At 38.9% G+C, this 25,796-nt stretch carries 24 protein-coding genes; 14 read left to right on the top strand and 10 right to left on the bottom strand.

Annotated elements, in window-relative coordinates; genetic code table 11:
- Positions 1 to 448: 448 nt before the first annotated feature.
- Positions 449 to 616, top strand: a complete 168-nt coding sequence (locus MR764_RS18585) for a hypothetical protein (protein WP_247980959.1) — start codon at positions 449 to 451, stop codon at positions 614 to 616.
- Between the two features lie 84 nt (positions 617 to 700).
- On the opposite strand, the gene mgrA is transcribed toward MR764_RS18585, so the two are convergent.
- Positions 701 to 1,687 (bottom strand): L-glyceraldehyde 3-phosphate reductase, encoded by a 987-nt coding sequence (gene mgrA, locus MR764_RS18580; protein WP_247980958.1) that lies wholly within the window; start codon positions 1,685 to 1,687, stop codon positions 701 to 703.
- A gap of 141 nt (positions 1,688 to 1,828) precedes the next feature.
- Here mgrA and MR764_RS18575 point away from each other — a divergent pair, with 141 nt between their 5' ends.
- The 4 genes from MR764_RS18575 (at position 1,829) to rsgA (ending at position 5,676) form a co-directional block, all read left to right on the top strand.
- Complete coding sequence (locus tag MR764_RS18575) at positions 1,829 to 2,173, top strand: ribosome-binding factor A (RefSeq protein WP_247980957.1); 345 nt, start codon at positions 1,829 to 1,831, stop codon at positions 2,171 to 2,173.
- Between the two features lie 115 nt (positions 2,174 to 2,288).
- Complete coding sequence (locus MR764_RS18570) at positions 2,289 to 3,437, top strand: FtsX-like permease family protein (RefSeq protein ID WP_247980956.1); 1,149 nt, start codon at positions 2,289 to 2,291, stop codon at positions 3,435 to 3,437.
- A 137-nt stretch (positions 3,438 to 3,574) separates the two neighbouring features.
- A complete protein-coding gene (gene tdh / locus MR764_RS18565; protein WP_247980955.1) occupies positions 3,575 to 4,603 on the top strand; it encodes an L-threonine 3-dehydrogenase in 1,029 nt (342 codons plus the stop codon).
- Between the two features lie 122 nt (positions 4,604 to 4,725).
- The gene (rsgA, locus tag MR764_RS18560; protein WP_247980954.1) at positions 4,726 to 5,676 is read left to right on the top strand and encodes a ribosome small subunit-dependent GTPase A; all 951 of its coding nucleotides are present in this window, start codon (positions 4,726 to 4,728) and stop codon (positions 5,674 to 5,676) included.
- 16 nt (positions 5,677 to 5,692) lie between these two features.
- Here rsgA and mnmA read toward each other — a convergent pair whose 3' ends face one another.
- From mnmA to MR764_RS18525, 7 genes are read right to left on the bottom strand one after another with little or no spacing between them, the layout of a single operon-like run.
- Positions 5,693 to 6,748 (bottom strand): tRNA 2-thiouridine(34) synthase MnmA, encoded by a 1,056-nt coding sequence (mnmA, locus tag MR764_RS18555; RefSeq protein ID WP_247980953.1) that lies wholly within the window; start codon positions 6,746 to 6,748, stop codon positions 5,693 to 5,695.
- The gene (gene uvrC, locus MR764_RS18550; protein WP_247980952.1) at positions 6,735 to 8,564 is read right to left on the bottom strand and encodes an excinuclease ABC subunit UvrC; all 1,830 of its coding nucleotides are present in this window, start codon (positions 8,562 to 8,564) and stop codon (positions 6,735 to 6,737) included. Before uvrC ends, mnmA begins: the two co-directional genes overlap by 14 nt.
- Positions 8,565 to 8,567: 3 nt before the next feature.
- Positions 8,568 to 9,089 carry an adenine phosphoribosyltransferase gene (locus tag MR764_RS18545; protein WP_247980951.1) on the bottom strand — a complete coding sequence of 174 codons (522 nt, stop codon included), beginning with the start codon at positions 9,087 to 9,089 and terminating at the stop codon, positions 8,568 to 8,570.
- A gap of 28 nt (positions 9,090 to 9,117) precedes the next feature.
- Positions 9,118 to 10,998 carry a tRNA uridine-5-carboxymethylaminomethyl(34) synthesis enzyme MnmG gene (gene mnmG, locus MR764_RS18540; RefSeq protein WP_247980950.1) on the bottom strand — a complete coding sequence of 627 codons (1,881 nt, stop codon included), beginning with the start codon at positions 10,996 to 10,998 and terminating at the stop codon, positions 9,118 to 9,120.
- A complete protein-coding gene (gene ybeY, locus MR764_RS18535; RefSeq protein ID WP_247980949.1) occupies positions 10,995 to 11,432 on the bottom strand; it encodes an rRNA maturation RNase YbeY in 438 nt (145 codons plus the stop codon). Before ybeY ends, mnmG begins: the two co-directional genes overlap by 4 nt.
- Positions 11,429 to 11,839 carry an ATP-binding protein gene (locus MR764_RS18530; RefSeq protein WP_247980948.1) on the bottom strand — a complete coding sequence of 137 codons (411 nt, stop codon included), beginning with the start codon at positions 11,837 to 11,839 and terminating at the stop codon, positions 11,429 to 11,431. The genes ybeY and MR764_RS18530 overlap by 4 nt, the downstream gene beginning before the upstream one ends.
- Positions 11,836 to 15,120 (bottom strand): DUF4175 family protein, encoded by a 3,285-nt coding sequence (locus tag MR764_RS18525; protein WP_247980947.1) that lies wholly within the window; start codon positions 15,118 to 15,120, stop codon positions 11,836 to 11,838. The genes MR764_RS18530 and MR764_RS18525 overlap by 4 nt, the downstream gene beginning before the upstream one ends.
- Positions 15,121 to 15,550: 430 nt before the next feature.
- Between MR764_RS18525 and MR764_RS18520 the strand changes: the two genes are divergently transcribed.
- Positions 15,551 to 15,922, top strand: coding sequence for a response regulator (locus MR764_RS18520; RefSeq protein WP_247980946.1), 372 nt, complete (start codon positions 15,551 to 15,553; stop codon positions 15,920 to 15,922).
- A 9-nt stretch (positions 15,923 to 15,931) separates the two neighbouring features.
- Positions 15,932 to 16,954, top strand: coding sequence for a Holliday junction branch migration DNA helicase RuvB (ruvB, locus tag MR764_RS18515; RefSeq protein WP_247980945.1), 1,023 nt, complete (start codon positions 15,932 to 15,934; stop codon positions 16,952 to 16,954).
- On the opposite strand, the gene MR764_RS18510 is transcribed toward ruvB, so the two are convergent.
- Entirely contained in the window at positions 16,946 to 18,019 is a 1,074-nt protein-coding gene (locus tag MR764_RS18510; protein ID WP_247980944.1) for a glutaminyl-peptide cyclotransferase, read from the bottom strand. The genes ruvB and MR764_RS18510 overlap by 9 nt on opposite strands.
- Before the next feature lie 90 nt (positions 18,020 to 18,109).
- Between MR764_RS18510 and MR764_RS18505 the strand changes: the two genes are divergently transcribed.
- The 4 genes from MR764_RS18505 (at position 18,110) to MR764_RS18490 (ending at position 21,984) form a co-directional block, all read left to right on the top strand.
- Positions 18,110 to 19,594: an oligosaccharide flippase family protein gene (locus tag MR764_RS18505; protein ID WP_247980943.1), complete on the top strand. Its 1,485-nt coding sequence runs from the start codon at positions 18,110 to 18,112 to the stop codon at positions 19,592 to 19,594.
- Positions 19,595 to 19,717: 123 nt separating this feature from the next.
- On the top strand, positions 19,718 to 20,164 hold the full coding sequence (gene rpiB, locus MR764_RS18500) for a ribose 5-phosphate isomerase B (protein ID WP_247980942.1): 447 nt from the start codon (positions 19,718 to 19,720) through the stop codon (positions 20,162 to 20,164).
- Positions 20,165 to 20,167: 3 nt separating this feature from the next.
- Positions 20,168 to 21,538: an LUD domain-containing protein gene (locus MR764_RS18495; RefSeq protein WP_247980941.1), complete on the top strand. Its 1,371-nt coding sequence runs from the start codon at positions 20,168 to 20,170 to the stop codon at positions 21,536 to 21,538.
- A gap of 2 nt (positions 21,539 to 21,540) precedes the next feature.
- Positions 21,541 to 21,984 carry an Rrf2 family transcriptional regulator gene (locus tag MR764_RS18490; protein WP_247980940.1) on the top strand — a complete coding sequence of 148 codons (444 nt, stop codon included), beginning with the start codon at positions 21,541 to 21,543 and terminating at the stop codon, positions 21,982 to 21,984.
- Here the strand turns inward: MR764_RS18490 and MR764_RS18485 are convergent.
- The gene (locus MR764_RS18485) at positions 21,981 to 22,361 is read right to left on the bottom strand and encodes a VanZ family protein (protein ID WP_247980939.1); all 381 of its coding nucleotides are present in this window, start codon (positions 22,359 to 22,361) and stop codon (positions 21,981 to 21,983) included. The two genes, MR764_RS18490 and MR764_RS18485, sit on opposite strands and share 4 nt — an antisense overlap.
- On the opposite strand from MR764_RS18485, the gene hemW reads away from it, so the two are divergent.
- The 3 genes from hemW (at position 22,360) to MR764_RS18470 (ending at position 25,795) form a co-directional block, all read left to right on the top strand.
- Positions 22,360 to 23,487 carry a radical SAM family heme chaperone HemW gene (gene hemW, locus MR764_RS18480; protein ID WP_247980938.1) on the top strand — a complete coding sequence of 376 codons (1,128 nt, stop codon included), beginning with the start codon at positions 22,360 to 22,362 and terminating at the stop codon, positions 23,485 to 23,487. The genes MR764_RS18485 and hemW overlap by 2 nt on opposite strands.
- 108 nt (positions 23,488 to 23,595) lie before the next feature.
- Positions 23,596 to 24,030 carry a dUTP diphosphatase gene (dut, locus tag MR764_RS18475; protein WP_247980937.1) on the top strand — a complete coding sequence of 145 codons (435 nt, stop codon included), beginning with the start codon at positions 23,596 to 23,598 and terminating at the stop codon, positions 24,028 to 24,030.
- Position 24,031: 1 nt separating this feature from the next.
- On the top strand, positions 24,032 to 25,795 hold the full coding sequence (locus MR764_RS18470; RefSeq protein ID WP_247980936.1) for a tetratricopeptide repeat protein: 1,764 nt from the start codon (positions 24,032 to 24,034) through the stop codon (positions 25,793 to 25,795).
- The last annotated feature ends 1 nt before the right edge of the window (position 25,796 follow it).

Genomic DNA, 25,796 nt, shown 5'->3' with positions numbered 1-25,796 from the left:
TATCTCAGTGACAACTTGCAATTTAAAGGACATCGAATAGTCCTTCTGTGTACGCTTAACGTACTGTGAATGATTGATTTCTTTCATAACGCTACTTTTTGTGTAACGCTATTTCAGGACGAGACACGATAATAGCAAGAAAAAGGAGTCATAAACAGGCTCCTTTTTTTTGTTTTTGCTGAATAATTATAATTAAGTATAAATTATTTTATATTATTATTATTATTTATGAGTATTTCGCAACTCACACGTTAACAAGAGCTTAACAAATCATAAATTAACACTTGTCACCTGGTATGTTTCAAGTAAATATCCTATTTTTGCAAAATACTTATTAGTCTTTAATTGACAATAAAGCATGATTTTAACCATCCGGGATTTACTTACAGAAAGAAAACAAACTTGAAATATCTATTTTTTAATTTCCCGGATATCAAATAGAGAACAGATGAAAACTCAAACAAATCAGAATCAGATTGTCATTAATACCGACACTGAAAATGAGAAGAAAATGTTGCCCGTGAAAATGCTATTCACTTTGGCAGCTGGCGCAATTGCCGGAGTGGCAATTATCTTCGGCCTGTTTTGGGCCGTAGAGAAATTACTCGGAATGTAAGTTGGGTACAATACACAACAGAAAAGCTTGCCGTTTGGCAAGCTTTTCTTGTTTTATAGAAGTTTCAATTTCAATCCAAATTAATTATCCTTTCAAAATACGTTCAATTTCGACCAATTCCTCGTCGAAGAACGAAAGCTTATTCAGCGTTTCTACGTTGTTTTCGATCTGTTTTACCGAACTGGCTCCCACTAACACCGATGTAACGCGTTTGTCTCGTAAAACCCACGCCAGTGCCATTTGCGCCAAAGTCTGTCCCCGTTCCAATGCAATTTGGTTCAAGTTCACAATTTTATTGTAGCCAGAATCTACGTGTTCCTTCTTTAAAAATACTTCGCGGGTAGCCCTGGACCCTTCCGGTATTCCATTCAAATACTTGTCGGTTAAAAGTCCTTGCGCCAATGGAGAAAAAGGGATACATCCAATTCCTTCGTGCTCCAATACATCCAGTAATTCGTCTTCCACCCAACGTTCAAACATCGAATATTTAGGTTGATGAATCAGGCAAGGTGTGCCCAGCTCCTTTAAAATGCGTGAAGCTTCTTTGGCCATATCGGCCGGATAGTTTGAAATGCCAACATACAGTGCTTTTCCCGACCGCACTGCCTGATCAAGCGCCATCATGGTTTCCTCCAGCGGCGTATCAGGATCAGGACGATGCGAATAAAAAATATCGACGTACTCTAGTCCCATCCGCTTCAAACTCTGATCGAGGCTCGATAATACATATTTGCGACTTCCCCATTCGCCATAAGGTCCGGGCCACATCAAATAACCAGCCTTTGTTGAAATAATCAGTTCGTCGCGATAAGCCGGGAAATCCTGTTTCAGTATCCTTCCGAAATTTTCTTCTGCCGATCCGGGAGGTGGTCCGTAGTTATTGGCGAGGTCGAAATGTGTTATTCCCAGGTCGAATGCCCGGTGCAACATTGCCCTGCCGTTTTCATAAACATCGATGCCTCCGAAGTTGTGCCATAATCCCAGCGAAACTGCCGGTAATTTAAGCCCCCACTTTCCACATCGATTGTATTTCATCGTATCGTAACGACTTTCATTTGCCACATATGTCATAACAGAAGTTTTATTTTGCAGTTAAAATTAACGATTTTATCGGGCTATCGTTCAAAAGAGAGTGCGTTCTTTGAATACACTCGCACAAAGACGAACGGTATTCATTCATTTTCATTAATTTTGACGCATTAACAGAACATCATGGAACAATTCAGCACGCGTCAAAATAAAATTTCTAAACTCGTCCATCGCGAAATGGCCGATATTTTACTAAAAGTAAACAAAACAAAATTCGTAGGTAAATTAATCAGTGTAACGGTTGTAAGGGTTACAAAAGACCTGGGCATTGCACGGGTGTATCTGAGTGTTTTCCCCTCGGAATTTGCCAACGAAATACTGGAAGAAATACGACTAATAAGTAAACAGTTAAGAGGTGAATTGGGCAGGAAAGTAGGAAAAAGCCTGCGTGTAATTCCTGATCTTGAATTCTATATCGACGATAGCCTCGATTACATTGAAAACATCGATAACTTGTTAAAAACGTAATCATTTCAATTCGTTACCAAGAGATACTACCTTGAACTTACCTTTTTTTATTGCCAAGAGATACCTGGTTTCAAAAAAGAAACAAAATATTATTAACATAATATCTGGGATTTCCATGGCAGGAATTGTGGTTGGGGCCATGGCTATCATTATTATTGTTTCGGTGATGAACGGCTTCACGCAGTTGATTGGCGTTTTTTACAGCGATTTTGATCCCGATCTCAAAATCACACCAACCGAAGGAAAAATGTTTGATCCTTCAGAAATAGATGCCCAAAAAATTAAGGATGTTCCCGGTGTGGTTTCTTATGCCGAGGTAATTGAAGAGGTGGCCATGCTGAAATACGGAAAACAGCAATATCCGGCAACGGTTAAAGGAGTTCCGGCCAATTACAACTGCTATACCAATATCGAAAAACTTCTTACTGACGGCTCCTATTACTTTGAAAAACAGGGTATAGATTACGCAATTGTTGGAAGAGGAGTGGCAAATTACCTGAACGTAGGTGTTTCATTTCTTGACCCTATCGATATTTATGTTCCTAAAAAAGGCCGGCAGTTTTCCTTAAATCCTTCGCGATCCGTTAATCACGGATACTTGTATCCCGCAGGTATTTTTTCGGTTTTGGAAGAGATCGACGCACAATATATTTTGGTGTCGGACAGCTATGCTAAAGAGCTTTTTGAAAGCGGCAATAAGGTGTCAGCTATCGAATTGGATATTGACGATTCTGCATCAGTAAAAGAAGTTCAGAATAAGATTGAGGCGATTTTAGGCGACAAGTTCCACGTGAAAAACAAGGAACAACAACACGACCTGGTATTCAAAACCATGAAGTCGGAGAAATGGGCCGTGTACTTTATTCTTATCTTTATTTTACTGCTCGCCTCGGGTAATATGATTGGCAACCTTACCATGCTTTATATCGATAAAAAAGAAGATATTACTATTTTACAGAGCATGGGAATGACCACTCAAAATATCAACCGCATTTTCCTGTACGAGGGATGGATTATTTCTTTTGCCGGTGGATTAATCGGAACATTACTGGGAATTTTTGTTTGCTGGCTGCAAATTGAATTTGGTTTGCTAAAGCTTCCCGGAGCCAATGGTTCTTTCGTCATTTCTGCTTATCCGGTGTACATAATGGTAAGCGATGTTATCCTGGCATTTGTGGCGGTGCTCTCAATTGGTTTTCTTGCCTCGTGGTACCCGGTAAAATTTATGTCGCAAAAGCGCCTTGCAAAAATTAATATTAATTAGCTGAATTTAATCAGAGTATTAACTCTCTATTTGTGTTAACTTTCGGTCATAAATTAAATTTGAAGTATCAACTTTTTAAATAATTAGCAAAGTTTTATTTTTTGATTTAGAAAAGTAATATCATCACTTAATAAATTATGAAGGCAATTGTTAAAAGTAAACCGGAAAGAGGTTTATGGATGGAAGAAGTACCAATTCCAAAACCAGGACCCAATGATATATTGTTGAAAGTGAAAAAAGCAGCTGTTTGCGGAACCGATTTACACATTTACAAATGGGATGAATGGGCGCAGCAAACCATTAAAACTCCGGTGATTATCGGGCACGAATACATGGGAACAGTAGTGGAAGTTGGTTCGGAAGTAGATCGTGTAAAAGTTGGAGAACGCGTAACAGTAGAAGGCCATATTTCCTGTGGTTTCTGTCGTAACTGCCGCCGCGGTCGTCAGCATATTTGCGACAATACTGTTGGCATTGGCGTTCAACGCGATGGTGGTTTTGCTGAATATATCGCTGTTCCGGCTAAAAATGTGCTTCACATCGACGATCGAATTTCGGACGAAATGATGGCCATTATGGACCCGCTGGGAAATGCGACACACACTGCTTTGTCCTTCCCTCTGTTGGGAGAAGACGTGCTGATTACGGGTATCGGTGGTCCAATCGGAGCAATGGCTGTAGCGATCTGTAAATTTGCAGGAGCCCGTAACGTTATCGGAACCGATCTAAGTAAATATCGCCGCGATCTGGCGCGAAAAATGGGCGCTACCCGGGTGATTGATCCAACAAAAGAAAGTATAAAAGAAGCAATGGCCACACACAATATGGTAAGTGGTTTCGACATTGGTTTGGAGTGCTCAGGATCACCAATAGCCTTTAACGACATGGTTAACCACATGTACAACGGCGGAAAGATCAGCCTTTTGGGCCTGCTTCCACAAAGCACTCAAATCAACTGGAGCCGCTTAATTTTCAAAGGATTAACCTTAAAAGGTATTTACGGTCGCGAAATGTACGAAACCTGGTATCATATGGAAATGATGCTGACTTCTGGTCTTGATATTTCGCCTATTATTACACACCGTTTCAAGGCAGACGATTTCCAGAAAGCTTTTGATATTATGGAAAGTGGCGACTGCGGCAAGATTATTCTCGACTGGGAATAGTTGTTTCACGTGAAAAACAAGTATAAAAGAATACACGTTAAGGGGAGTCAAACATGATTCCCCTTTTTGTTTGAGTTTCGGGGAATTAGTATTTCGACTACCTTTGCAGCAAAAGAAATATTTTGAAACAAGGACTGGTCATAAAATCAACAGGAAGCTGGTACACAGTAGAGGATGAAGAAGGAAATACCTTTGAATGCAAAATAAAAGGCAACTTCCGGATAAAAGGCATTAAAAACACGAATCCTGTCACTGTAGGCGATCGCGTGAGTTTTTCCCTTCAAACCGTATCTGCCAACGAAAAAGACGCTAAAATAGGCCTTATAAGCGCCATTGCGGAGCGAAAGAATTACATCATCCGCCGTTCGATCAACCTATCGAAGCAGGCACACATTATTGCTGCCAATATCGACCAGGCAATTCTGATCGTAACCATCGACTACCCGGTTACCACCACCACTTTTATCGACCGTTACCTCGCATCGGCTGAAGCCTACCGAATTCCGGTTATGCTGGTGTTTAATAAAACCGACAGGTACAATGCCGAACAAACCCAAAAAATGAAGGATTTGATGGCGATCTACGAGAGCATTGGCTACAAATGCCTGGGCACTTCGGCTAATAACGGAGATGGCGTTGATGAACTCAAAAATGCACTCAAAAATAAAACCAACGTAGTAAACGGGCACAGTGGAGTTGGAAAATCAACTTTGATCAATCAAATACAGCCCGGTTTAAACCTTAAAACAAAAGAAATTTCTGATCTGCATAAAACCGGTAAACACACCACTACGTATTCAGAGCTGTTTAAACTCGATTTTGGCGGCTATATCATCGATACTCCGGGAATTAAAGCCTTTGGTATGCTGGAGATGGAACCGTGGGAAATTTCGCATTATTTTGTCGAAATATTTAAGACCTCAGAAAATTGCCAGTACAACAATTGTTCTCACACCCACGAACCGGGTTGTGCCGTTAAGCAGGCAGTGGATAATGGTGAAATTGCTCCATCGAGATTTATCAGTTATCTGGGCCTTTTGGAAGGCGATGAAAAGTATCGACCTGCTTTTTAATTTTAATAGATAAAATCTATTCGGCCGATTCAATGAAACCTCCGCCTACTAATCTGTCGCCATCATAAAATACAGCTGTTTGTCCGGGTGAAATCATGGCTTCAGGTTGTAATAATTCGACCTCTGCCCTAGCCTCGTCTAAAATATGCAATCTACAGGGCGTTTCCTGAAGCCTGTATCGTACTTTAACCGTTAGATCTACACTCTCGTTAAAAATCTCTTTATCAATAAAATAATAGTTACTCAGAAAGATTTTATTACGGTACAAATCTTCGTATTTCGCCAACACAATTTCGTTAGTATCTAGACGAATTTCTGCCACAAAAACGGGAAAATTGAGATTTAAGCCTAATCCCCGTCGTTGTCCGATGGTATAATTGCTAATTCCTTTGTGCCGCCCAATAATTTCATTATTATGATAAATAAAATTACCGGGAGTAGATTGAATTCCGTTTTCTTCCAAAAATTTTCTGTAGTTATTTCCTTCAATAAAACAGATTCCTAAACTATCTTTTTTCTCCGATAAACTTTTAAATCCTTTTTCGCTGGCTAAGTTTCTAATCTCTGTTTTTATACTTTCACCTAAAGGAAAAAGTAAACGGTCAACAACTTCTCGTTTTAGTCCCCACAGAAAAAAAGTCTGATCTTTATCCGGGTCGTCCCCGGCAAACAAATATTTTTCACCTTTATGAATTCCTGTTTTCACATAATGCCCGGTTGAAATGTAATAACAGTTATGCTCATTCGCATATTTTTCGAGGTAATGAAATTTCAAACGAGGATTACAATACGCACACGGAAATGGTGTTCGGCCCTGAAGATATTCCTCAATAAAATATTTTATGATTGTATTTTTAAACTCATCTCTAAGATCAACTACAATGTGAGGTATCTTAAGCTTAGCAGCTAATTCACGAGCATCGCGAAAACTTTCATCACATTGTTTATCCGAACCGCTAAACTGAAAACTAATACCAACAACCTCAAATCCTTTTTCCTTTAAAATAACAGCAGCCACTGAACTATCAATACCACCGCTCATTCCAAGAAGCACACGATTATTTACCTCCATCTTTGCTACTAAAATAGGTAGTCACAATTTTAGCTTTTGCCTTACCAATTACTTCGGCGATCTGCTCTTCTGTCTGATTTTGGATGTTTTTAACAGACTTAAATTCCTTTAGCAATTTCTCTGCAGTCTTCTCTCCTATCCCTTCAATTCCGTTCAATTCAGATCCAATAAAACTTTTAGAACGCTTATTCCGATGAAAAGTAATTCCAAAGCGATGGGCTTCGTCGCGTAACTGCTGAATAACTTTTAATGTTTCGGAATTTTTACTAATGTAAACAGGTATAGAATCTCCGGGAAAATAAATTTCTTCCAGACGTTTTGCTATCCCAATAATTGAAATTTTACCTCGAAGATTAAGCCGATCCAGGGCATTTACAGCAGAAGAAAGTTGCCCTTTCCCTCCATCAATAACAATCAACTGAGGTAACGGCTTTTCTTCATCCAATAACCGTTTGTAGCGCCGATAAACCACCTCCTCCATTGAAGCGAAATCATTCGGACCTTCAACAGTTTTAATATTAAAATGGCGGTATTCGCGCTTTAAGGGTTTTGCATTTTTAAATACCACGCAGGCAGCAACAGGATGTGTACCCTGCAAATTGCTATTATCGAAACATTCAATCAACTCGGGCAACTCTTGTAATTGAAGGTCCTTTTTAATAGCATTTAAGATCCGATCGGTTTTCACTTGCGGATTTTTCAATACAACTTGCTTCTCCTTTTCAAGTCTGAAATACTTTGCATTTCGAATAGACAGATCCAATAATTGCTTTTTATCCCCTCTCTGCGGTACTTTAAATTCGACATTTTGAAGTACCTGATCGAGTTTAAAAGGTACTAAAATCTCGCGGGCATTACTAAATATTTTCTGTCGAATATCAACGATGCCGGCCATTAAAAGCTCTTTTGTACTTTCTTCAAGACCTTTTTTTATTTCCAAAGTAAACGTTTGAATAATGGCACCACGGATAATTTTAAGATAATTAATAAAAGCATGCGTCTCATTCTCATCAATCGAAAACACATCCACATCCGTAATAACAGGAGAAACCACTGTCGACCGACTCTGATAACGCTTTAATGAATCGTACTTTCCCTTGATCTTAATTGCCTCTTCAAACTTCAATTCAGAAGACATATCAGCCATTAACAACTCCAAATGCTTGATAACTCCAGATACGTTTCCTTGCAATATATCCTTTATGTCCATTATCCCCTGCTGATAACTATCCTCAGAAACATATCCTTCACAAGGACCAAGACAATTACCAATATGATATTCCAGACAAACCTTAAACTTACCTGCAGCTATATTTTCCTTGCTTAAATTATAATTACACGTTCTTAATTTATATTCCGATTTAAACAAATCAAGCAAGGTTTGAACGGTATAAAAGGACGTGTACGGCCCAAAATATCGGGATCCGTCACGAACTAAATTCCGAGTTTTAAAAACCCTTGGGAAAGGTTCGTTTTTCACACATATCCACGGATAACTCTTATCGTCTTTTAACCGGATATTATAACGGGGCTGATATTTCTTGATAAGATTATTTTCCAACAACAAAGCATCCTGCTCGCTCTCCACAACCATATGCCTTATATCTGCAATATTCCGCACGAGCATAGCTGTTTTTCGATGCTCGTGTTGCTTTGAAAAGTAAGAAGAAACCCGCTTTTTTAAATCCTTTGCCTTACCTATATAAATAATAATCCCGGAAGCATCAAAAAACTGATAAATTCCGGGCTGATGCGGCAAGACAACCAACAACTCTTTCAGATGGTCCAGATCACTATTTTTAGCTTTATATTTCAAATACTAATTATATTTAACCAAAACCTGTGTTTCGTAATCGCGCAAAAGTTGTTTATTTGGGGTTTCAATAAACTCCAAATCACAAATAAAACTGAAAAAAATTTGCTTCACCCCACATTTTTGAGCAAGTTTAAGCGCAGCTACTGCTGTTCCTCCTGTGGCCAACAAATCGTCATGAATTAAAATTACATCGTCACTTGTTAATGCATCTGCATGCATTTCTACCACATCACTGCCATATTCCAAATCATACGTCTCCTGTAAAATATCAAAAGGCAGTTTTCCTCGCTTACGAACCGGAACAAAACCTGCATTTAACTGATTCGCCAGAGCACCTCCAAACACAAATCCCCGCGCTTCCAGACCAACAACCTTTGTTATTCCTTTATCTTTAAATCGATCACAAATAGAATCGGTAACATACCGCATGGCATCCCGATTCAAAAAAAGTGTTGTAATATCTTTGAAACTTATCCCCTCTTTTGGATAATCAGCAATCTCTCTAATTTCTTTTTTTAAATCCATTTTAAATATTATTGTTCCACGTGAAACGTTATCGACCCATCATTACCAAAAGAACATTGATATCAGCGGGTGAAACACCAGATATCCTTTTCGCCTGTCCAATTGTTTTAGGTCGTATTTTTTCGAGTTTTTGGCGGGCTTCGGTTGATAGTGATTTTAATTCACTATAATTAAATTTATCTTCAATTATTATATTATCCAGCTTAACAAACTTTTCGGCTAGCTGTTTTTCACGATTTATATAACCTTCGTATTTGATTGCAATCTCAGCACCCTCAATAATTTCATATTTACGCGATTCCGGTAAATCTTTGAGAAACGCTTCAAATGGAGTGATCACTTCAATTAAATCAAATATCGAAATCTGAGGACGTAAAATAATATCATACAACTTTACTCCTTGTTTGAGTTCAGAAGTACCGCTTCTTGAAAGAAACTCGTTTACAAATCTTGGTTTAACAGAAAAATCTTTTGTAAACGTTATAATCTGGTTTATCCAGTCGTATTTCTCCTCCAATAAATGAATACGTTCCTCTTTTGCCAAACCTAATTCAAAAGAACGAGGTGTTAAACGAATATCAGCATTATCCTGTCGTAACAAAATACGATATTCAGCCCGGCTGGTAAACATACGATAAGGTTCATCCACTCCCTTTGTCACCAAATCGTCAATTAATACCCCAATATAAGCTTCATCTCTATTCAAAATGAACTCTTTTTTAGCACCTTGCGCTTTTAAATGGGAATTAATTCCGGCCATAATACCTTGGGCTCCAGCCTCTTCATAACCAGTTGTTCCGTTAATTTGCCCGGCAAAATAAAGATTTCCAACCAGTTTAGTTTCCAGTGTGTGATGCAATTGAGTGGGATCGAAATAATCGTATTCAATCGCGTATCCTGGCCTGAATATTTTCGCGTTTTCCAATCCGGGTATTTTATTTAATGCGTTTAATTGCACATCCCAGGGAAGCGATGAAGAAAAACCATTAAGGTAATATTCTATGGTATTCTCGCCTTCAGGTTCAAGAAACAACTGATGTTGTTGCTTTTCAGCAAACGTAATAAGCTTAGATTCTATGCTTGGACAATAACGAGGTCCGGCACCTTGAATGGTTCCATCGAACATAGGAGAAAATTCAAAACCTTTTTCCAATTCGCCATGAACTTCAGGACTGGTATAAGTGATCCAACAAGAACGCTGTTTTAACGTCGATTTTGCTTCAGGTAAGTATGAAAACTTGAAATGACCTTCATCTCCCTTTTGCTCTGTTAATCGACTAAAATCAATAGTTCTGCCATCAATTCTAACGGGTGTTCCTGTTTTTAAACGGCCGGTTTTAAACCCGTTATCAAACAACTGTTCTGTTATGTTGTAAGAAGCCGACTCGCCAATCCGTCCACCTTGCATTTTAGATGCACCGATATGCATTAAACCGTTAAGAAAAGTACCATTGGTAAGAATTACTGTATTCGACTGAAATTCTATTCCAATTTTTGTTCTAACCCCTTTAACTTGCTTATTATCAATCAATAAACCGACCACAGCGTCTTGCCAAAGATCCAGATTATCAATGTTTTCCAGCACATTACGCCATTCTTCGGTAAACCGGAAACGGTCGTTTTGCGCACGAGGACTCCACATAGCAGGACCTTTCGAACGGTTGAGCATTCTAAACTGAATAGTAGTTTTATCCGCTATAATTCCTGAATAACCGCCTAAAGCATCAATTTCCCGAACAATTTGCCCCTTTGCTATACCTCCCATTGCCGGATTACAGGACATCTGACCGTATTTGGTCATATCCATTGTAATCAGTAAGGTTTTTGAGCCTAAATTAGCAGCAGCGGCTGCAGCCTCGCATCCGGCATGCCCACCTCCTACCACAATCACATCATATTTTGGTATCATATATCCAACCCCTTAAAATCAACTTCACCCAGATAGAAATCTTCTTTACTTCGCATTAAAACCTTTTCATCGTCTGTTTTATCCTTATACCCAACCAAGTGTAAAGTGCCATGGAAAACAACTCTGTAAAGCTCTTTTAAGAGCGTAGAATTGAATTGCTGAGCGTTTTCCCGTACCCTGTCAATACTGATGAAAAGATCTCCGGAAATAACATCACCTTCGACATAATCGAATGTTATTATATCCGTATAATAATCGTGATTCAGGTACTCTTTGTTCATTTCCAATAAGTATTCATCAGAACAAAAAATGACCGAAATATCACCCATTTCCTTTAACTCTTTTTTAATCAAAGAATTAAGCTGCAAATTTAAAATATTTTCGTGAATTGAAATGGGATCAATGTCTTCGAAGTAAAATTCTACCGAATTCATTTACATTGAATTTTAAATTGGAGGCTGTTTCCAATATGATTATATTCGACGGAATCAGACAAAGATTTAATGATATGAATGCCTCTACCTGATTCCTTTTTTAAATTCTTTCTATGTGTTGGATCAGGCAAATTTATAAAATCAAAACCTTCTCCTTCGTCGGTTACACTAACAACAAGACTGTGTGTTAAACAATCGACTTTCACTTTTATTTCTTTGTGCAATACATTTTTATTCCCGTGTACAATTGAATTCACTACGGCTTCCGAAAGACATAAATAAGCCTTATTAAAACAAATATCAGGTAGCTTATGTGCTACGAAAATATCTTTTAAAAAAGCTTCTGCTTTCGTTAGTTCGTTTTGCGAAGAATTGATAACCAATATGTAACGGGACGGTTCTATCACTGGTTGGTTTTGATATTATTCAAATACTGCTTGTATTTACTGTTATAAAAGTGGTTCAATTTATGAGAATTCTTGTTTAAATATTCAATTGAGTAGTTTTCTTTTTCTTTATACTCAAAAAATTTAACGGGGTTACTGTAAAAATCATCGGCACTCTCCGACTCACGCTTCTCTTCATACTCTCTTTCCATCTCAGCTTTTTCAGCTTCGAGCAATCGCGTTGTGATCAGATTCTGACGTTTAATTGTTTCAGCGTTTATATTTCTACTCATCAATTCCTTACGGTTTTGTTCGAGCATTTGATCGATCTGCTGCAGCATGTTTTTTGCACCGCTTCCAACACTACCGTTATTCATCATCTCCCGAATCATCTGCTGCATCATTTCGTGTTGCATTAAACTCTCTCCAAGTTGTTGACTCATCCCTTGACTACTACCGTTCTTCATTTGCTGAATCATGTTCTCTAACTGCTTTTTTAAACTTTCAGAAGACTCTTTTAAATCTTGCATTCCGCTACCACTACCGCCGGGATTTTCGCATTGCTGATCTCCGGGCTGAGCGCTGGCTTGCTGCTTTTCGATTTGTTCCAACACTTCGTTCAGTAATAAAGCAAGGTTATTGGCTGCTGTAATTACAAACTGCTGACTACCTCTGGCCTGCGGAAAAAGTGCTTCTTCCATTTCAGACGACGCTTTATCGAGATTAATCTCGAGCGAAACCAATTCATTGTTTACAGTGCTGGTAATTTGAGGGGTCCTCATTGCCAGTGCATACAAAGAATCTCTTACAATGATACTTTGATCCTTTATCCGTTTCTGGCTTTGGTTAAACTTAACCAATTGCGGATCCTTTGTATCGACTCCGTTAAGACCATTTAAAATATCTTCCTGGTTGAAACTAATGTAAATCAGGTTACTTAGAATCTGCCTTAAATTCTGAATATTTTCCATATTCTGCTGCTGACCGTTCATATCCAGCATTTGCTGCATACCAAAAGCCATATTCTTCATTTTCTCCGACGTCTCCTTTATACTGGAACCAGATTTCCTTTTGTTTTTCTGTTGCAGATTTTCTTTGCTTTCTTCTATGCTTTCATCCACATTTTTAAAATCTTCATCGAACTCATCAAACATCATTGGCTTTTCAAGCTCCTTATTCATCTCTAAAGCATCCTTTATTTGCTTTCTAAGATTTTCCATTTCTTGATCATGCCTTTCAACTTCCTCTTTCGCTTCTTCGAAGTTCTTTTCCTCCAAAACCTGATCAGCTAACTGTTCCTCTTCGCCGGCCATCTCTTCTATTGTATCAATCACATCCTGGAGTTTTTGCTCGATCTTCATCTTTTTAAGCATTTCCAGGTTGCGGTCTAATTGCTTTTGAAGATCGTCGAATGTCATATTCATGTTTTTACTCAGCTGATTCAATTTCTTACTGTCAAACTCCTCAGCGAGTTTATTAAACTCTTCCATCAGCTTTTTTAGCTCATCCGTAAACACTTCATCCAGAAGTTCTTCAATCTGTTTTTGTTTTTCGAGAATATCATTATCTGGTTTATCAAACGAGTTTAAATAGTTATTTAAATTCTCGTTGCTTTGTTTTACCTGATCGTATAACTTTTCAAGTTGATTTTGCTTTTGAACGATATCGTTGACCATCTGCGACTTATCCCAATCCGATACCGAAGCATCCATGTTTTTAAACTGAAGATTTTTAAGATCCTGCTGAATTTCATTGGCCAACATCTGACTCTGATCCAAAATATTTTCAAGCGCCTTGAACTGTTCTGTATCGAACTCTTGAATTTCCTCTTGAGTAGGAAAATGAAAGGTAAAACTTTTCGATGTAGTTGTTTTATAACGATTGATCGCATCATTGTCGCTTACCGAAAAATAATAAGATATCAATCCTTCCTTGTTGGGTAAGTCATTAAAATCGTAACTAAAATAAAACTCCTGATCGCTTAAATTCTTTACCACGGGAATAGTGATACTGGAATCGGCATTATCGATATTATAGTGAAATTTGAGTGAAGAAAAACCATAATCGTCTCCTATCATTCCCTTATAAAAATACCGTGTAATATGTGTTGAATCCTGCAACTGAACCACATCAATTTCTGGATAGAGATCGGGAATTACATCAACGGAATAGGAAAGTGCAAGCTCTGGTTCGGTTACTTTGTTTTGTATTAAAACATTATACGACGAAGATTGATAAAAACTCTTTTCAATGGTAAATCCTTCATCCGTATTTTTAGCGTTTATCCGAACAGAATCGTTTACAACAATATATAACGAATCAACATCGATTCCGTTAAAAATCCATTTTATACGAGCTCCGTTGGGTACCTGCAAATCGCCAATATTATCAAAAACCTGGCTTTTCAATGCAGTGTAAGCGGGTGGATCTATTTCAGTTTTAAAACCGTTAATACCCGGTTTGGGTAATAATTGCAGTTGATAAGACTGAGACTTGTATTTCAAATCAGAAAAATAAAACTTAACCGGGTTAATAACCGAAGCCATTTCAAATTCGAACGCTCCTTCCCCACTCGATTTCATCAGGTAGTTATTCCCGTCAATATTAATGTAAGCAATCTGAGGAATTTCGTTTCCTTCGGCAGTTGCCTTAATAATAAAAGGATCTCCCTTTTTCGCTTTCAACTCTTTATTTTGAAGATAAAAAGTAAAAGGTGCGGGTTTAACAAAGGTTTCGTTGTAATGAATAATCCTATGCGCCGATTCGGTAAAAATATTTCTATTGATAATAAACAATCCCAAAGTAGCTGCTGCACTAATCATGAGATAAACAGCTATTAATCGAATAGTTCTGAAACTAACAGCTTCATTAAAGTTAAAAACCTTTAATTCATCAATCTTCTGATCGATACTGGCCATTAAAATATCAGCAGAAACATTATTATCTTGATAATTTGATAATTCAATGATATTCAATAATTTATCTTGTATTTCAGAAAAATGATTCTGAATTAACAGTGTCGTCCTCTTTAAATTAAGTGGTTTGAAAATATGTAATAGCCGAAGCAGAGGAATTCCAACAAAACCTACCAGAAGCAAAACACTAAAAACAATAAAACCATAAAACAGCGTTTTCCTGGCATCAGTCGACAAGTACCCAAAATATTCAATCAGAGAAAAAGCGGTTAATAACACAATCAAAACAACTGCACTTAGCACTAATCCTTTTATAACCTGGTACGAATGGTACTTAAGTTTAAAAGTATTTAGTTTATGAACAAGTATGTCGAAACTTTTCGTCATTGAATTATTTTTCAGGCCTTTGCAAAATAGCTGAATTGTTAACAAACTGTGGGCTTTTTGCTTAAAAAACAAAAATAATCTTTTCAATTAATATTTGGTTTATCCGCAATTTTCTACATATAAAAACGAGTTTGAAATAGAATTGTTAGAAGCGTAAAATTTTAGGTTCAATATTTCAACACTGTTTACACCGGTTAATATCGTTCCTTTCCTTCTGTGTTGCGCTATTAACAATTGTTTATAAAAAATAGAACAGGGTTATTTTATAGCGTTTTATTGTTTACCAGCGATGTTTAAAACTACTTAAAAACGCAGTGAAAACGTTCTTCATAAAAACTAAGAAATACTAATTAACACCAATCAACAGGTTATAATAACCAGTATTAGTTTTTATATTTGTTTTGAATATAAATATATTAATACGGTAAGCTTGGACATTCTATTAGTTGAGGACAATGTGCTGAATCAGAAAATAGTTACTTTTAATCTAAAGAAATACAATTTCACGGTTACGGCAGTCACAAACGGGCACGATGCCATTGAAGCGGTTAAAAACAACAGTTACCGCTTAATATTAATGGATTTGATGTTACCCGGGATGAACGGTTATGAAATAACCGGCGAAATAAGAAAATACGAACTTGAACAAGGTATTGAAAATCAAGTACCTATAATTGCCATAACTGCAAATACACTGGATAACGATCGTGAAAAATGCTTTGACGCCGGCATGAATGAATACCTGTCGAAACCTTTCACTGCCGAGCAACTATTGGAAAAAGTAATGCACTTTTTAGCTTAATTGTTAATAATGGAAGAAAATCTGGACATAAGAGGAGGTTCATACGCGGAGACGGAGAGGGAGCTGGATAAAAAATTACGCCCACTTGAGTTCAGTGATTTCAGAGGTCAGAAACAAATTGTTGAAAACCTCGAAATATTTGTAAAAGCCGCTAAAATGAGGGGTGAGGCCCTAGATCATGTTTTATTACACGGTCCGCCCGGATTGGGTAAAACCACCTTATCAAATATAATTGCCAACGAACTGGGAGTTGGTTTTAAAATTACATCGGGACCGGTGCTGGATAAACCCGGCGATTTAGCAGGTTTATTAACCAACCTCGATGATTGCGATGTGTTGTTTATCGACGAAATTCACCGCTTGTCGCCCATTGTGGAAGAATACCTGTATTCGGCCATGGAAGATTTTCGAATCGATATTATGATCGACAAAGGACCCAGTGCAAGGTCCGTACAGCTCGAATTAAGCCCTTTTACGCTTATTGGAGCCACAACCCGGTCTGGATTGTTAACGTCTCCCCTGCGCGCCCGTTTTGGCATTAAATCGCACCTGGAGTACTACGATGCAGATGTATTGACGCTTATCGTTAAACGTTCGGCCGGTATTCTGAATGTAAATATAACCGAAGATGCTGCCCGCGAAATTGCTTTAAGAAGCCGTGGAACACCTCGTATTGTGAATTCATTACTTCGCAGAGTACGCGATTTTGCCCAGGTAAAAGGAAACGGTAATATCGAAATTGATATTACGCGTCATGCTTTAACGGCCATGAACATCGACAAACATGGTTTGGATGAAATGGATAACCGTATTTTGGCCTCCATTATCGACAAATTTAAAGGTGGTCCGGTGGGTATTACAACTATTGCCACTGCAGTTGGCGAAGATGCAGGCACCATAGAAGAAGTTTACGAACCCTTTTTAATTAAAGAAGGATTTATTAAACGTACTCCCCGGGGAAGAGAAGTTACAGATTTGGCCTACAAACATTTAGGAAAAATAAAATACGGAGACTCCCCTACTTTATTTTGAAATAAATTTTACCTGGAATAAACGGGAATACAATTTTCCGGTAACAAACATGCGGTCGTTTTCGGCATCGTACGCAATTCCGTTCAGATAGTCGATACGCTCGCCTTGTTTGTGGTAAAGATCAATAATCCCGGCCATGTTTATTTCTTCGAGCACTTTACCAGTCGAAACATCAATCTTTACAAGGTAATTGGAAGTATAAATGTTGGCGTAAATAAAGCCGTTCACATATTCCAGTTCGTTTAAATTGTTCATTAACACGCGGTCGTCGGCAACCTGAAGTTTTTTCACTACCGAAAAATCTTCGGGATTAAGCCAGGTAAGAACATGTGTTCCGTCGCTCATTATCAGGTTTTCTCCGTCGTTGGTAAGTCCCCAACCTTCCTGGGAAGTATAAGTAAAACTGTCGATAACTGCCAGTGTTTCCAGATCGTAAACAAAACCTTTTTGTGCTTTGTAAGTGAGCTGATAAATTTTGTTGTTCAAAATGGTAATTCCCTCTCCAAAATACTTATCCTCCATTTCGAAAACCTGAAGCGGCTTACCGGTTGTTATGTCTATCTTCATCAGTTTGGAATGACCTCTTTCACCGGTTCCTTCATAAAGATAACCGTTGTAGTATTCCAGGCCCTGGGTGTAAGAAGTTGTTAAATGTGGGTAATTATTCAGCACCTGGTACGAAAACTGGGCAGGTTTAACATCGGATAGAACCGTGATGGTTTTTGAACGTGTATTTTCTAATTCATCTGTTTTTTCAGTATGAACATTTAAATTCACGTTTCCAAGTGTCTTTAATTCAACACTTTTCGCCGTAAAATCAAGTTCTTTGCTTTCTTCAATCAAATTATTTTCAAAATACAGCTTAACCGATTTCAATTCACCATCGCGAAGCTTGGTCGATACGCCTACCGAAACCTTTTCTCCCCAAACGTACTGTTGTCTTTCGGGTTGAACAGCAATGCTGCTTACCGGTTTACGCGGTCTTTTATCTGATTTGCTTGAACAGGAAAATATGGTTACAAACATTGTAATCATCAGCAAAACTGGAAAAAGCTTTTGTCTCATGCGCTTTCGAATAAATTAAAAATCAAAGATAAAAACTATTAAATGTTTGCTGTCAAATGTATTTTATCTTTGCTGAAAAATAATACACAATTGAATCCTTTTAAAAAATTAGCCGGCGATACAGCAATCTATGGCGTTAGCAGTATAGTGGGGCGTTTTCTGAACTGGTGGCTTGTCCCCTATTATTCTTTTATGTTTTTGCCCGAAGAATACGGGGTTGTTACCAACATGTATGCGTATGTGGCCTTTTTTCTGGTGTTGCTTACTTTTGGGATGGAAACCTCCTATTTCAGGTATGCATCGCGAAGCGAAAAACCCGAAACGGTTTATTCCACTTCCATTATTTCGCTGTTTTTTACCACACTTTCTTTTGTATTGCTGGCCTCGGCTTTTAGAAACGAAATAGCCGGATGGCTTCGTTATCCCGATCATCCGGAATACATCCTTTGGTTTGCCATTATTTTGGGAATTGATGCGTTTACGGCCATTCCTTTTGCTCGTTTACGCCTGAACAACCGGCCGATAAAATTTGCGATGCTTAAGTTCATTTTTATCGGTTTTAACATTGGTTTTAACCTGTTCTTTATTTCGCTTTGTCCAAAACTGGTGGAAAACAATCCGGATTCAATAGTTAACCTGGTGTATTCAAAAGAAATCGGCGTTGGGTATGTGTTTATTTCAAACCTGCTGGCATCTGTAATTGTATTGTTCTTCCTTCTTCCCGAAATCTTCCGTATTTCTTTTCATTTTGACAGGAAGCTGCTGAAGCAAATGTTGAGTTACGGTTTTCCTATTTTGATTGTAGGATTAACCGGTATGATCAATCAAAACATTGATAAGGTTTTGCTGCCTTTTTTATTGCCGCAGGATCAGGATCCGATGTTTCAACTGGGAATTTATGGCGCCAACTATAAACTGGCGGTGCTAATGAATATGTTTATTCAGGCTTTTCGTTATGCTTTCGAACCCTTCTTTTTTGCGCGTGGCGGATCAAAAGACGATCCCCGTGTGTATGCAGTGGTCATGAAGTATTTTGTGATTTTCGGATTAATCATTTTTTTGGGAATGATGCTTTACCTCGATGTGGTAAAAATGATCATCGATCCCAAATATCACGAAGGATTAAAAGTGGTTCCCTTGGTATTACTGGCGAATCTGTTTTTCGGAGTTTATTTTACGCTTTCGCTTTGGTACAAACTCACCGATAAAACACGCTATGGAGCCTATATGGCGTTGGTAGGTTCAGCTATTACATTGCTCTTAAATATTTTACTGATACCTCTTATGGGTTATATGGGATCGGCCATTGCGGTTTTCGTTTGTTTTCTGGTGATGATGGTTGTATCCTTTGTAATCGGACAAAAACATTACTTCGTTCCTTACGATTTAAAGCGGATTGGAACTTATGTTTTATTTGCGCTTGTGTTTTTTGCCGCATCTTATTTTACAGCAACACTAAATGCAGTTATTGAATACGGAGTAAACACCGTTTTTATGCTTCTTTTTCTTGCAACTGTTTTTAAACACGAAAAAAGTGACCTCCAAAAACTGTTCAAACGAGGAAAAAGTAAATAAAATTAGTTTGTAAGGCATTGTTTATCAGTGTCAAACAGATGCTTATTTAGAAGAAAGACATCTTTTTCATAATTATAAAGAATGGATGAGATAAATATGAAAAAGTATTAATTTTGTCAGATTATGAATATCGAAGGAAAAGTTATTGCATTGGCTAGCGATCACGCAGGCTTTCTGAAAAAACAGGTGATTATAAAATACCTGCAGGAAAACAACATTCAGTATAAAGATTTTGGATCGTATACCGAAGAAAGTGTCGACTACCCGGTTTATGCACATTTAATCGGTGAAGCCATTGAAAAAGGCGAGTACGAAACAGGTATTACATTTTGCGGAACAGGTCAGGGAATTAGCATAGCTGCCAATAAACACCAGGGTGTTCGTTCTGCTGTTTGCTGGAATACTGAAATTGCTGCTCTGGCGCGTCAGCATAATAATGCAAATGTTTGTGCCATTCCGGGTCGTTTTGTCAGCGACGAAGAAGCAATTGCCATTGTAAAAACTTTTTTGAATACTGATTTCGAGGGAGGAAGACACGCGCGAAGAGTCGATCAGATTCCTATTTGTTAATGAATGACGGAATTCAAAAACATATTTCTTCAGGATTCTAAAATAGCTTATAACCAACAGCATCGACGAACCTTAAATTTCAATATTTCGAAATATGATGAAGCAGTGGCCAAAGGCAAGCTTCGTTATACCAACCTTGAACTGGCGAAACAGCGTGTTTCGTACGTCAAGGATAAAGTTGTGGCCGACCTTGCCACCCAGCTCGAAACATTTGAAAAAAATGCCCGAAATAACGGAATTGAAGTGTTGTGGGCCCGCAACGGAACGGAAGCCGTTGAAGAAATAAAAAAGGTTCTGCAGAGCGTAAACGCACATGTTCTAGTGAAGAGTAAGTCGATGATCTCGGAAGAGATTGAACTGAATGAAAATCTGGAACACGCCGGTTACCAGCCGGTTGAAACCGATCTTGGAGAGTTTATTGTTCAGGTAGCCGGCGAAAAACCTTATCATATTTTAACACCCGCCATGCACAAATCGAAAGAAGATGTGGCGGAGCTTTTTCATAAAAAATTTAATACACCCGAACATTCAACACCCGAAGAGCTGACCAGATTTGTGCGGGGTGTTTTGCGTAAAAAGTTTACCAGCGCCGAAATAGGAGTAACGGGTTCAAACTTTTTGGTGGCCGATGTTGGCGGGGTGGCGCTTACCGAAAACGAAGGAAACGGAATGATGTCAGTGTCTTTTCCGAAAGTACATATTGTAATCACCGGAATCGAAAAGATCATACCCTCGATCAACGATTTGCCTTTGTTTTTTCCACTGCTTTCAACCCTCGGTACTGGTCAACAGGTAACCGTTTATAACTCGTTGTTTACGGGGCCTAAAAGAAGCAACGAAGCCAACGGACCCGATAAAATGGTTGTGGTTTTACTGGATAATAACCGAACCAAAATTGCCGAAGGAAAAGAGCATTTTAAAGCCTTAAAATGTTTACGGTGCGGCGCCTGTTTAAATGCTTGCCCCATCTATAAAAATGTAGGAGGATATACCTATAATACCACTTACAGCGGGCCTGTTGGTTCGGTGATAACACCACTAATGAAAGGCTTCAAATTTGATCACCTTAGCTTTGCCTGTACCATTTGCGGAGCTTGTACACAGGTTTGCCCGGTAAAGATTCCTTTGCACGATTTACTTTTGCTCAACCGGAAAGCCAGTGTCGATCAGAAGCACGGATCGCTGGGCTGGAATATGGGAATGAAAGCTTACCAATGGGCCTTCAAAAAACGTAAAAACTTAGACATCGTCAACGGTTCGCTTAAAAACGGATTGTTGAAGTTGCAACCCGATATTTTGGGCAACCGGAAGAAATTTCCACGCGTGGCCCAAAACTCATTTAGCAAACAATGGATAATTAACAAAATGTCTTAATTATGTTATCGAATACTTGTAAATATGCTCTCAGAGCCCTCATTTATCTTGGAAAATTTTCGACCGAAGACAAACGAATCGGTATCAAGAAAATTTCAGAAGATCTTGGTTTATCCTCACCATTTTTGGGAAAAATTCTCCAAAACCTGGTAAAACAAAAGTTGCTGGTTTCCACTAAAGGGCCCAACGGTGGTTTTTCGCTGGCAAGAGATGCTTCACAAATATCGTTGTGGGAAATCGTTACCAAAGTGGATGGCGAAGAGTTTTTCACCAACTGTCTGATTAGTCTGGAACCCTGTAAAACGCACGATCCATCAAAACCTTTGTGTCCGGTACATGCACAATACGAGGTGCTTAGAACACAAATTCGTAATTTTTACAAGGAAACAACGCTCGAAAAGATCGGGGAAGACATTGATAAATACGAAGACCTGGTTAAACTTTAGATCAGTTTTTCCAGCTTTTTTCCTGAAATCAGCAACCGAAATACAAGGGTCGCTGTTGACAGACCGGCTAAATTTGCCCATAAATCGAAAATATCGGATTGACGACTGGCAGAAATTTTATGCTGGACGGATTCGAGTGTTATGGCCAGAAATATACTCACAAACGGCGCCCAAAAATAATAGTTGGGCGTAAGTTTTTTTACCGGTCTGAAGAGCAAAAGACAGAGCATAAAAAACAGGGAAAAATGGACAATTTTATCAAAATGAGGGATCTTTAAAAACGGTTCTGTCGGAAGTTGGCTGGCCGGTATAAAAAGCAGATAACACATCATTAAGAACCAGATCGTAAGTCTCCAATAGTCATTAAATTTTAACATGGCGGGAATTTATATTCATATTCCTTTTTGCAGGCAAAAATGTTACTATTGCGATTTTTATAAAACCGTAAATACAACATTAAAACCAAAGTTTTTGGTTGGCCTGAAAGCGGAGGCAAAGTTACGTAAAAACTACCTTCAAAACGAGGTGGTGGAAACCATTTATTTCGGAGGAGGAACACCTTCGGTACTTGAAGCCAGCGAACTGGCCGATATTCTGACGCATTTAAATCAGCATTTCGATATTCGTGAAGCGGCTGAAATTACCTTCGAAGCCAATCCCGATGATTTGACAACAGAATATCTTTTGGCCATAAAAAAAGCCGGTATTAATCGCTTGAGTCTAGGTATTCAGGCCCTGCAAAACCGGCACCTGCAAAAAATGAATCGTCGCCACGATGCCGGCCAGGCCATCGAAGCCATTCAAAATGCAGCAAGAGTAGGTTTTGATAATATCAGTGTCGATCTTATATACGGATTACCGGGTTTAACAGAAGAAGAATGGAAAGACAGTCTGGATCAGGTTTTTCAATTACCCGTGCAGCATCTTTCGGCTTACCATCTAACTTATCACGAAGGCACAGCTTTTTACACCTGGCTAAAAAAAGGCACTTTAAAGGAACTCTCGGAAACCGAAAGTGTAAAACAATTCGAAATATTGATCGACAGGGCAGCTTCCGCCGGATTCGAACAGTACGAAATATCAAATTTTGCTCGTAACGAACTGTATTCGCAACACAATACTTCGTACTGGCAGGGAAAAAAATACCTGGGTTTGGGGCCATCAGCGCATTCGTTCGATCAGCTTTCGCGGCGGTGGAATACTTCACATGTTGAATCGTACATCAAAGCCATTGAGAATAATCTGGCCTATTCCGAAGAGGAAATATTAACCGAAAAAGACCGCTACAACGAATATATTTTAACCCGCATACGAACCAAATGGGGCGTGTCGTTAAAGGCTGTAAATGAGCTTTTTGGCGCCGATGTGAAAAATTATCTTCTGAAGCAGCTGGGAAAATATATTCAGGCTGATTTGGTAACGGTAAAAAACGAAACCATCACTTTGCCGCGTAAAGGACTCTTTGTTTCGGACGAGATTATGACCGACCTGATGATTATTTGATTGTCAACCAATCAGTTGAATTCAAATTCGATTTCAAAAATATTGTTAAAACAAAAGGCGGATGGCATTATTTCCCTATCTTTGCCGTTCTTTTGAAAATCAGATTGCATGCAAGTAAAAATTGTCAATAAATCGAAGAATGAGCTGCCGGCTTACAGTACAAAACTTTCTGCCGGAATGGATTTACGCGCAAATCTCGATGTACCGGTAACCTTAAAACCTTTGCAAAGGGCTTTGGTCCCAACAGGTTTGTTCATTGAACTTCCGGTGGGTTACGAGGCACAGGTTCGCCCACGCAGCGGGCTGGCTTTAAAAAAGGGAATAACGGTGCTAAACACTCCCGGAACCATCGATGCGGATTATCGCGGTGAAATAGGCGTCATTCTGATCAACTTGTCGCAGGAAGATTTTGTTATTGAGAACGGAGAAAGAATTTGCCAGATGGTAATTGCCAGCCACGAAACCGTGGAATGGGATTTGGTGGAAGTGTTGGAGGAAACAGAAAGAGGAGCCGGTGGCTTTGGTCATACCGGGAAAAATTAGAATGAAAAAAAGAATAGTACAAGGATTAGGGGCTGCCTTGCTGATGGCATCTTTTATTTCCTGTTCAGGACCCAAAAAGGTTACAGAGCAGGAGGTAGTCAAAGCGGCCGTAAATAAACCCGTTGATGATTTGGCGGAAGAAAAGCAGAAGCAATTTGAATACCTTTTTGTGGAGGCGTTGAAACAAAAAATGTTTGGAAATCCGCAGAAAGCCATTCAATTGTTGTCGAGCTGTTTGGAAATTGATCCGAATTCGTCGGCAGCCATGTTCGAATTGGCCAATATTCATGCGGTTAACAACGACTTTACCAGTTCTTCTTTGTTGCTCGAGAAAGCGATTTCGCTGAATCCCGGCAACAAATGGTACAAACTTTTGCTGGCGCAGGTTTATCAGCAAACGCGGAAGTTTTCGGAAGCAGCCGATTTGTATGCCGAATTGGTAAAAAAAGAACCCGAAAATCTGGAGTACGTTTATATGAATGCGGCTTTGCTGGCCAGTGCACAACGCTACGACGAGGCGGTTGCTGCTTACAATAAAATGGAAAAGGAAACCGGGGTAAACGAACAGATTTCGGTGGCCAAACAACAGATTTTTGTTTCGCAGGGCAAAATTGATCAGGCCTTTGCTGAAATTCAAAAACTAATTGACTACAATCCCGACGAAGCCAAATATTACGGTTTACTGGCCGATTTATACCACAGTCAGGGCGACGATGAAAATGCATTGAAATACTACAAAAAAATCGAGGAGATGGATCCTCAAAATGGTTTTGTACATTTCTCGCTGGCCAATTATTACCTCGAAAAAGGGGATGCCCTGAAATCGTTTGCCGAAACCAAAAAAGGATTTGAAAGTGAAGCCGTGGAAGTGCAGACCAAGCTTCAGCTGTTTATGATGCTGACCAATGATAACAGCGAGACCAAACTTTCGGAAGAACAACAAAACGAACTGATTGGAATTCTGCTCGATAAAAATGGCGACGATGCGCTTGTACATACCATTTATGCCGAGAGTTTGCTGAAAAAGGAAAAACTGCCGGAAGCCAGGGTTGAACTGTTAAAATCGCTCGATATTGAGCGAAACGATTATATGCTTTGGGAACGGGTAATGTTTATCGACAACGATTTACAAGACTGGAACAGCCTGTACGGGCACACCAAAGAGATCATGGAGTTGTTTCCTAATCAGCCCCAGGGATATTTTTTCCACGCCATTGCTTGTATTCAGCTCGAAAAATACGATGAGACGATTTCAATAACCGACGAAGGAATTGATTTTGTAATTCAGAATCCGCAGTTGAAAGCCAATTTTCAGATGTTAAAAGGAGATGCACTTTACAAACTCAACAAAAAAGACGAGGCGTACAGGTTGTTTGATAAAGCATTGGAACTCGATCCGGAGAATTACCTGTTGCTGAATAACTACGCGTATTATTTGTCGGTTGAAGGGAGAGAACTTGACAAGGCAGAACGCATGAGCGGCAAGGTAGTTGAGCGTTTCCCCGATAATTCGACTTATCTCGATACGCACGCCTGGGTTTTGTTCAAAAAAGGTGAATATACACTGGCTAAGTTTTACATGGAATCGGCCCTGAAAAACGGGGGAGAAGATAATCCGACTTTGCTCGAACATTATGGCGATATCCTTTTTATGCTGAAAAAACTGGACGAAGCCCAATCGTATTGGGAAAAAGCCAAAAACTTCGGGGGAGATTCTGAAGTGTTGCTGCGAAAAATAAAGGAACAGAAATATTTTGAAGAATAGA

Origin of the sequence: Maribellus sp. YY47, from assembly GCF_023111095.1 — a bacterium.
Classification (GTDB): Bacteria; Bacteroidota; Bacteroidia; order Bacteroidales; family Prolixibacteraceae; genus Draconibacterium.
Note: the sequence above shows the minus strand (reverse complement) of the source record. Positions and strands in the feature narration are given on the sequence as shown.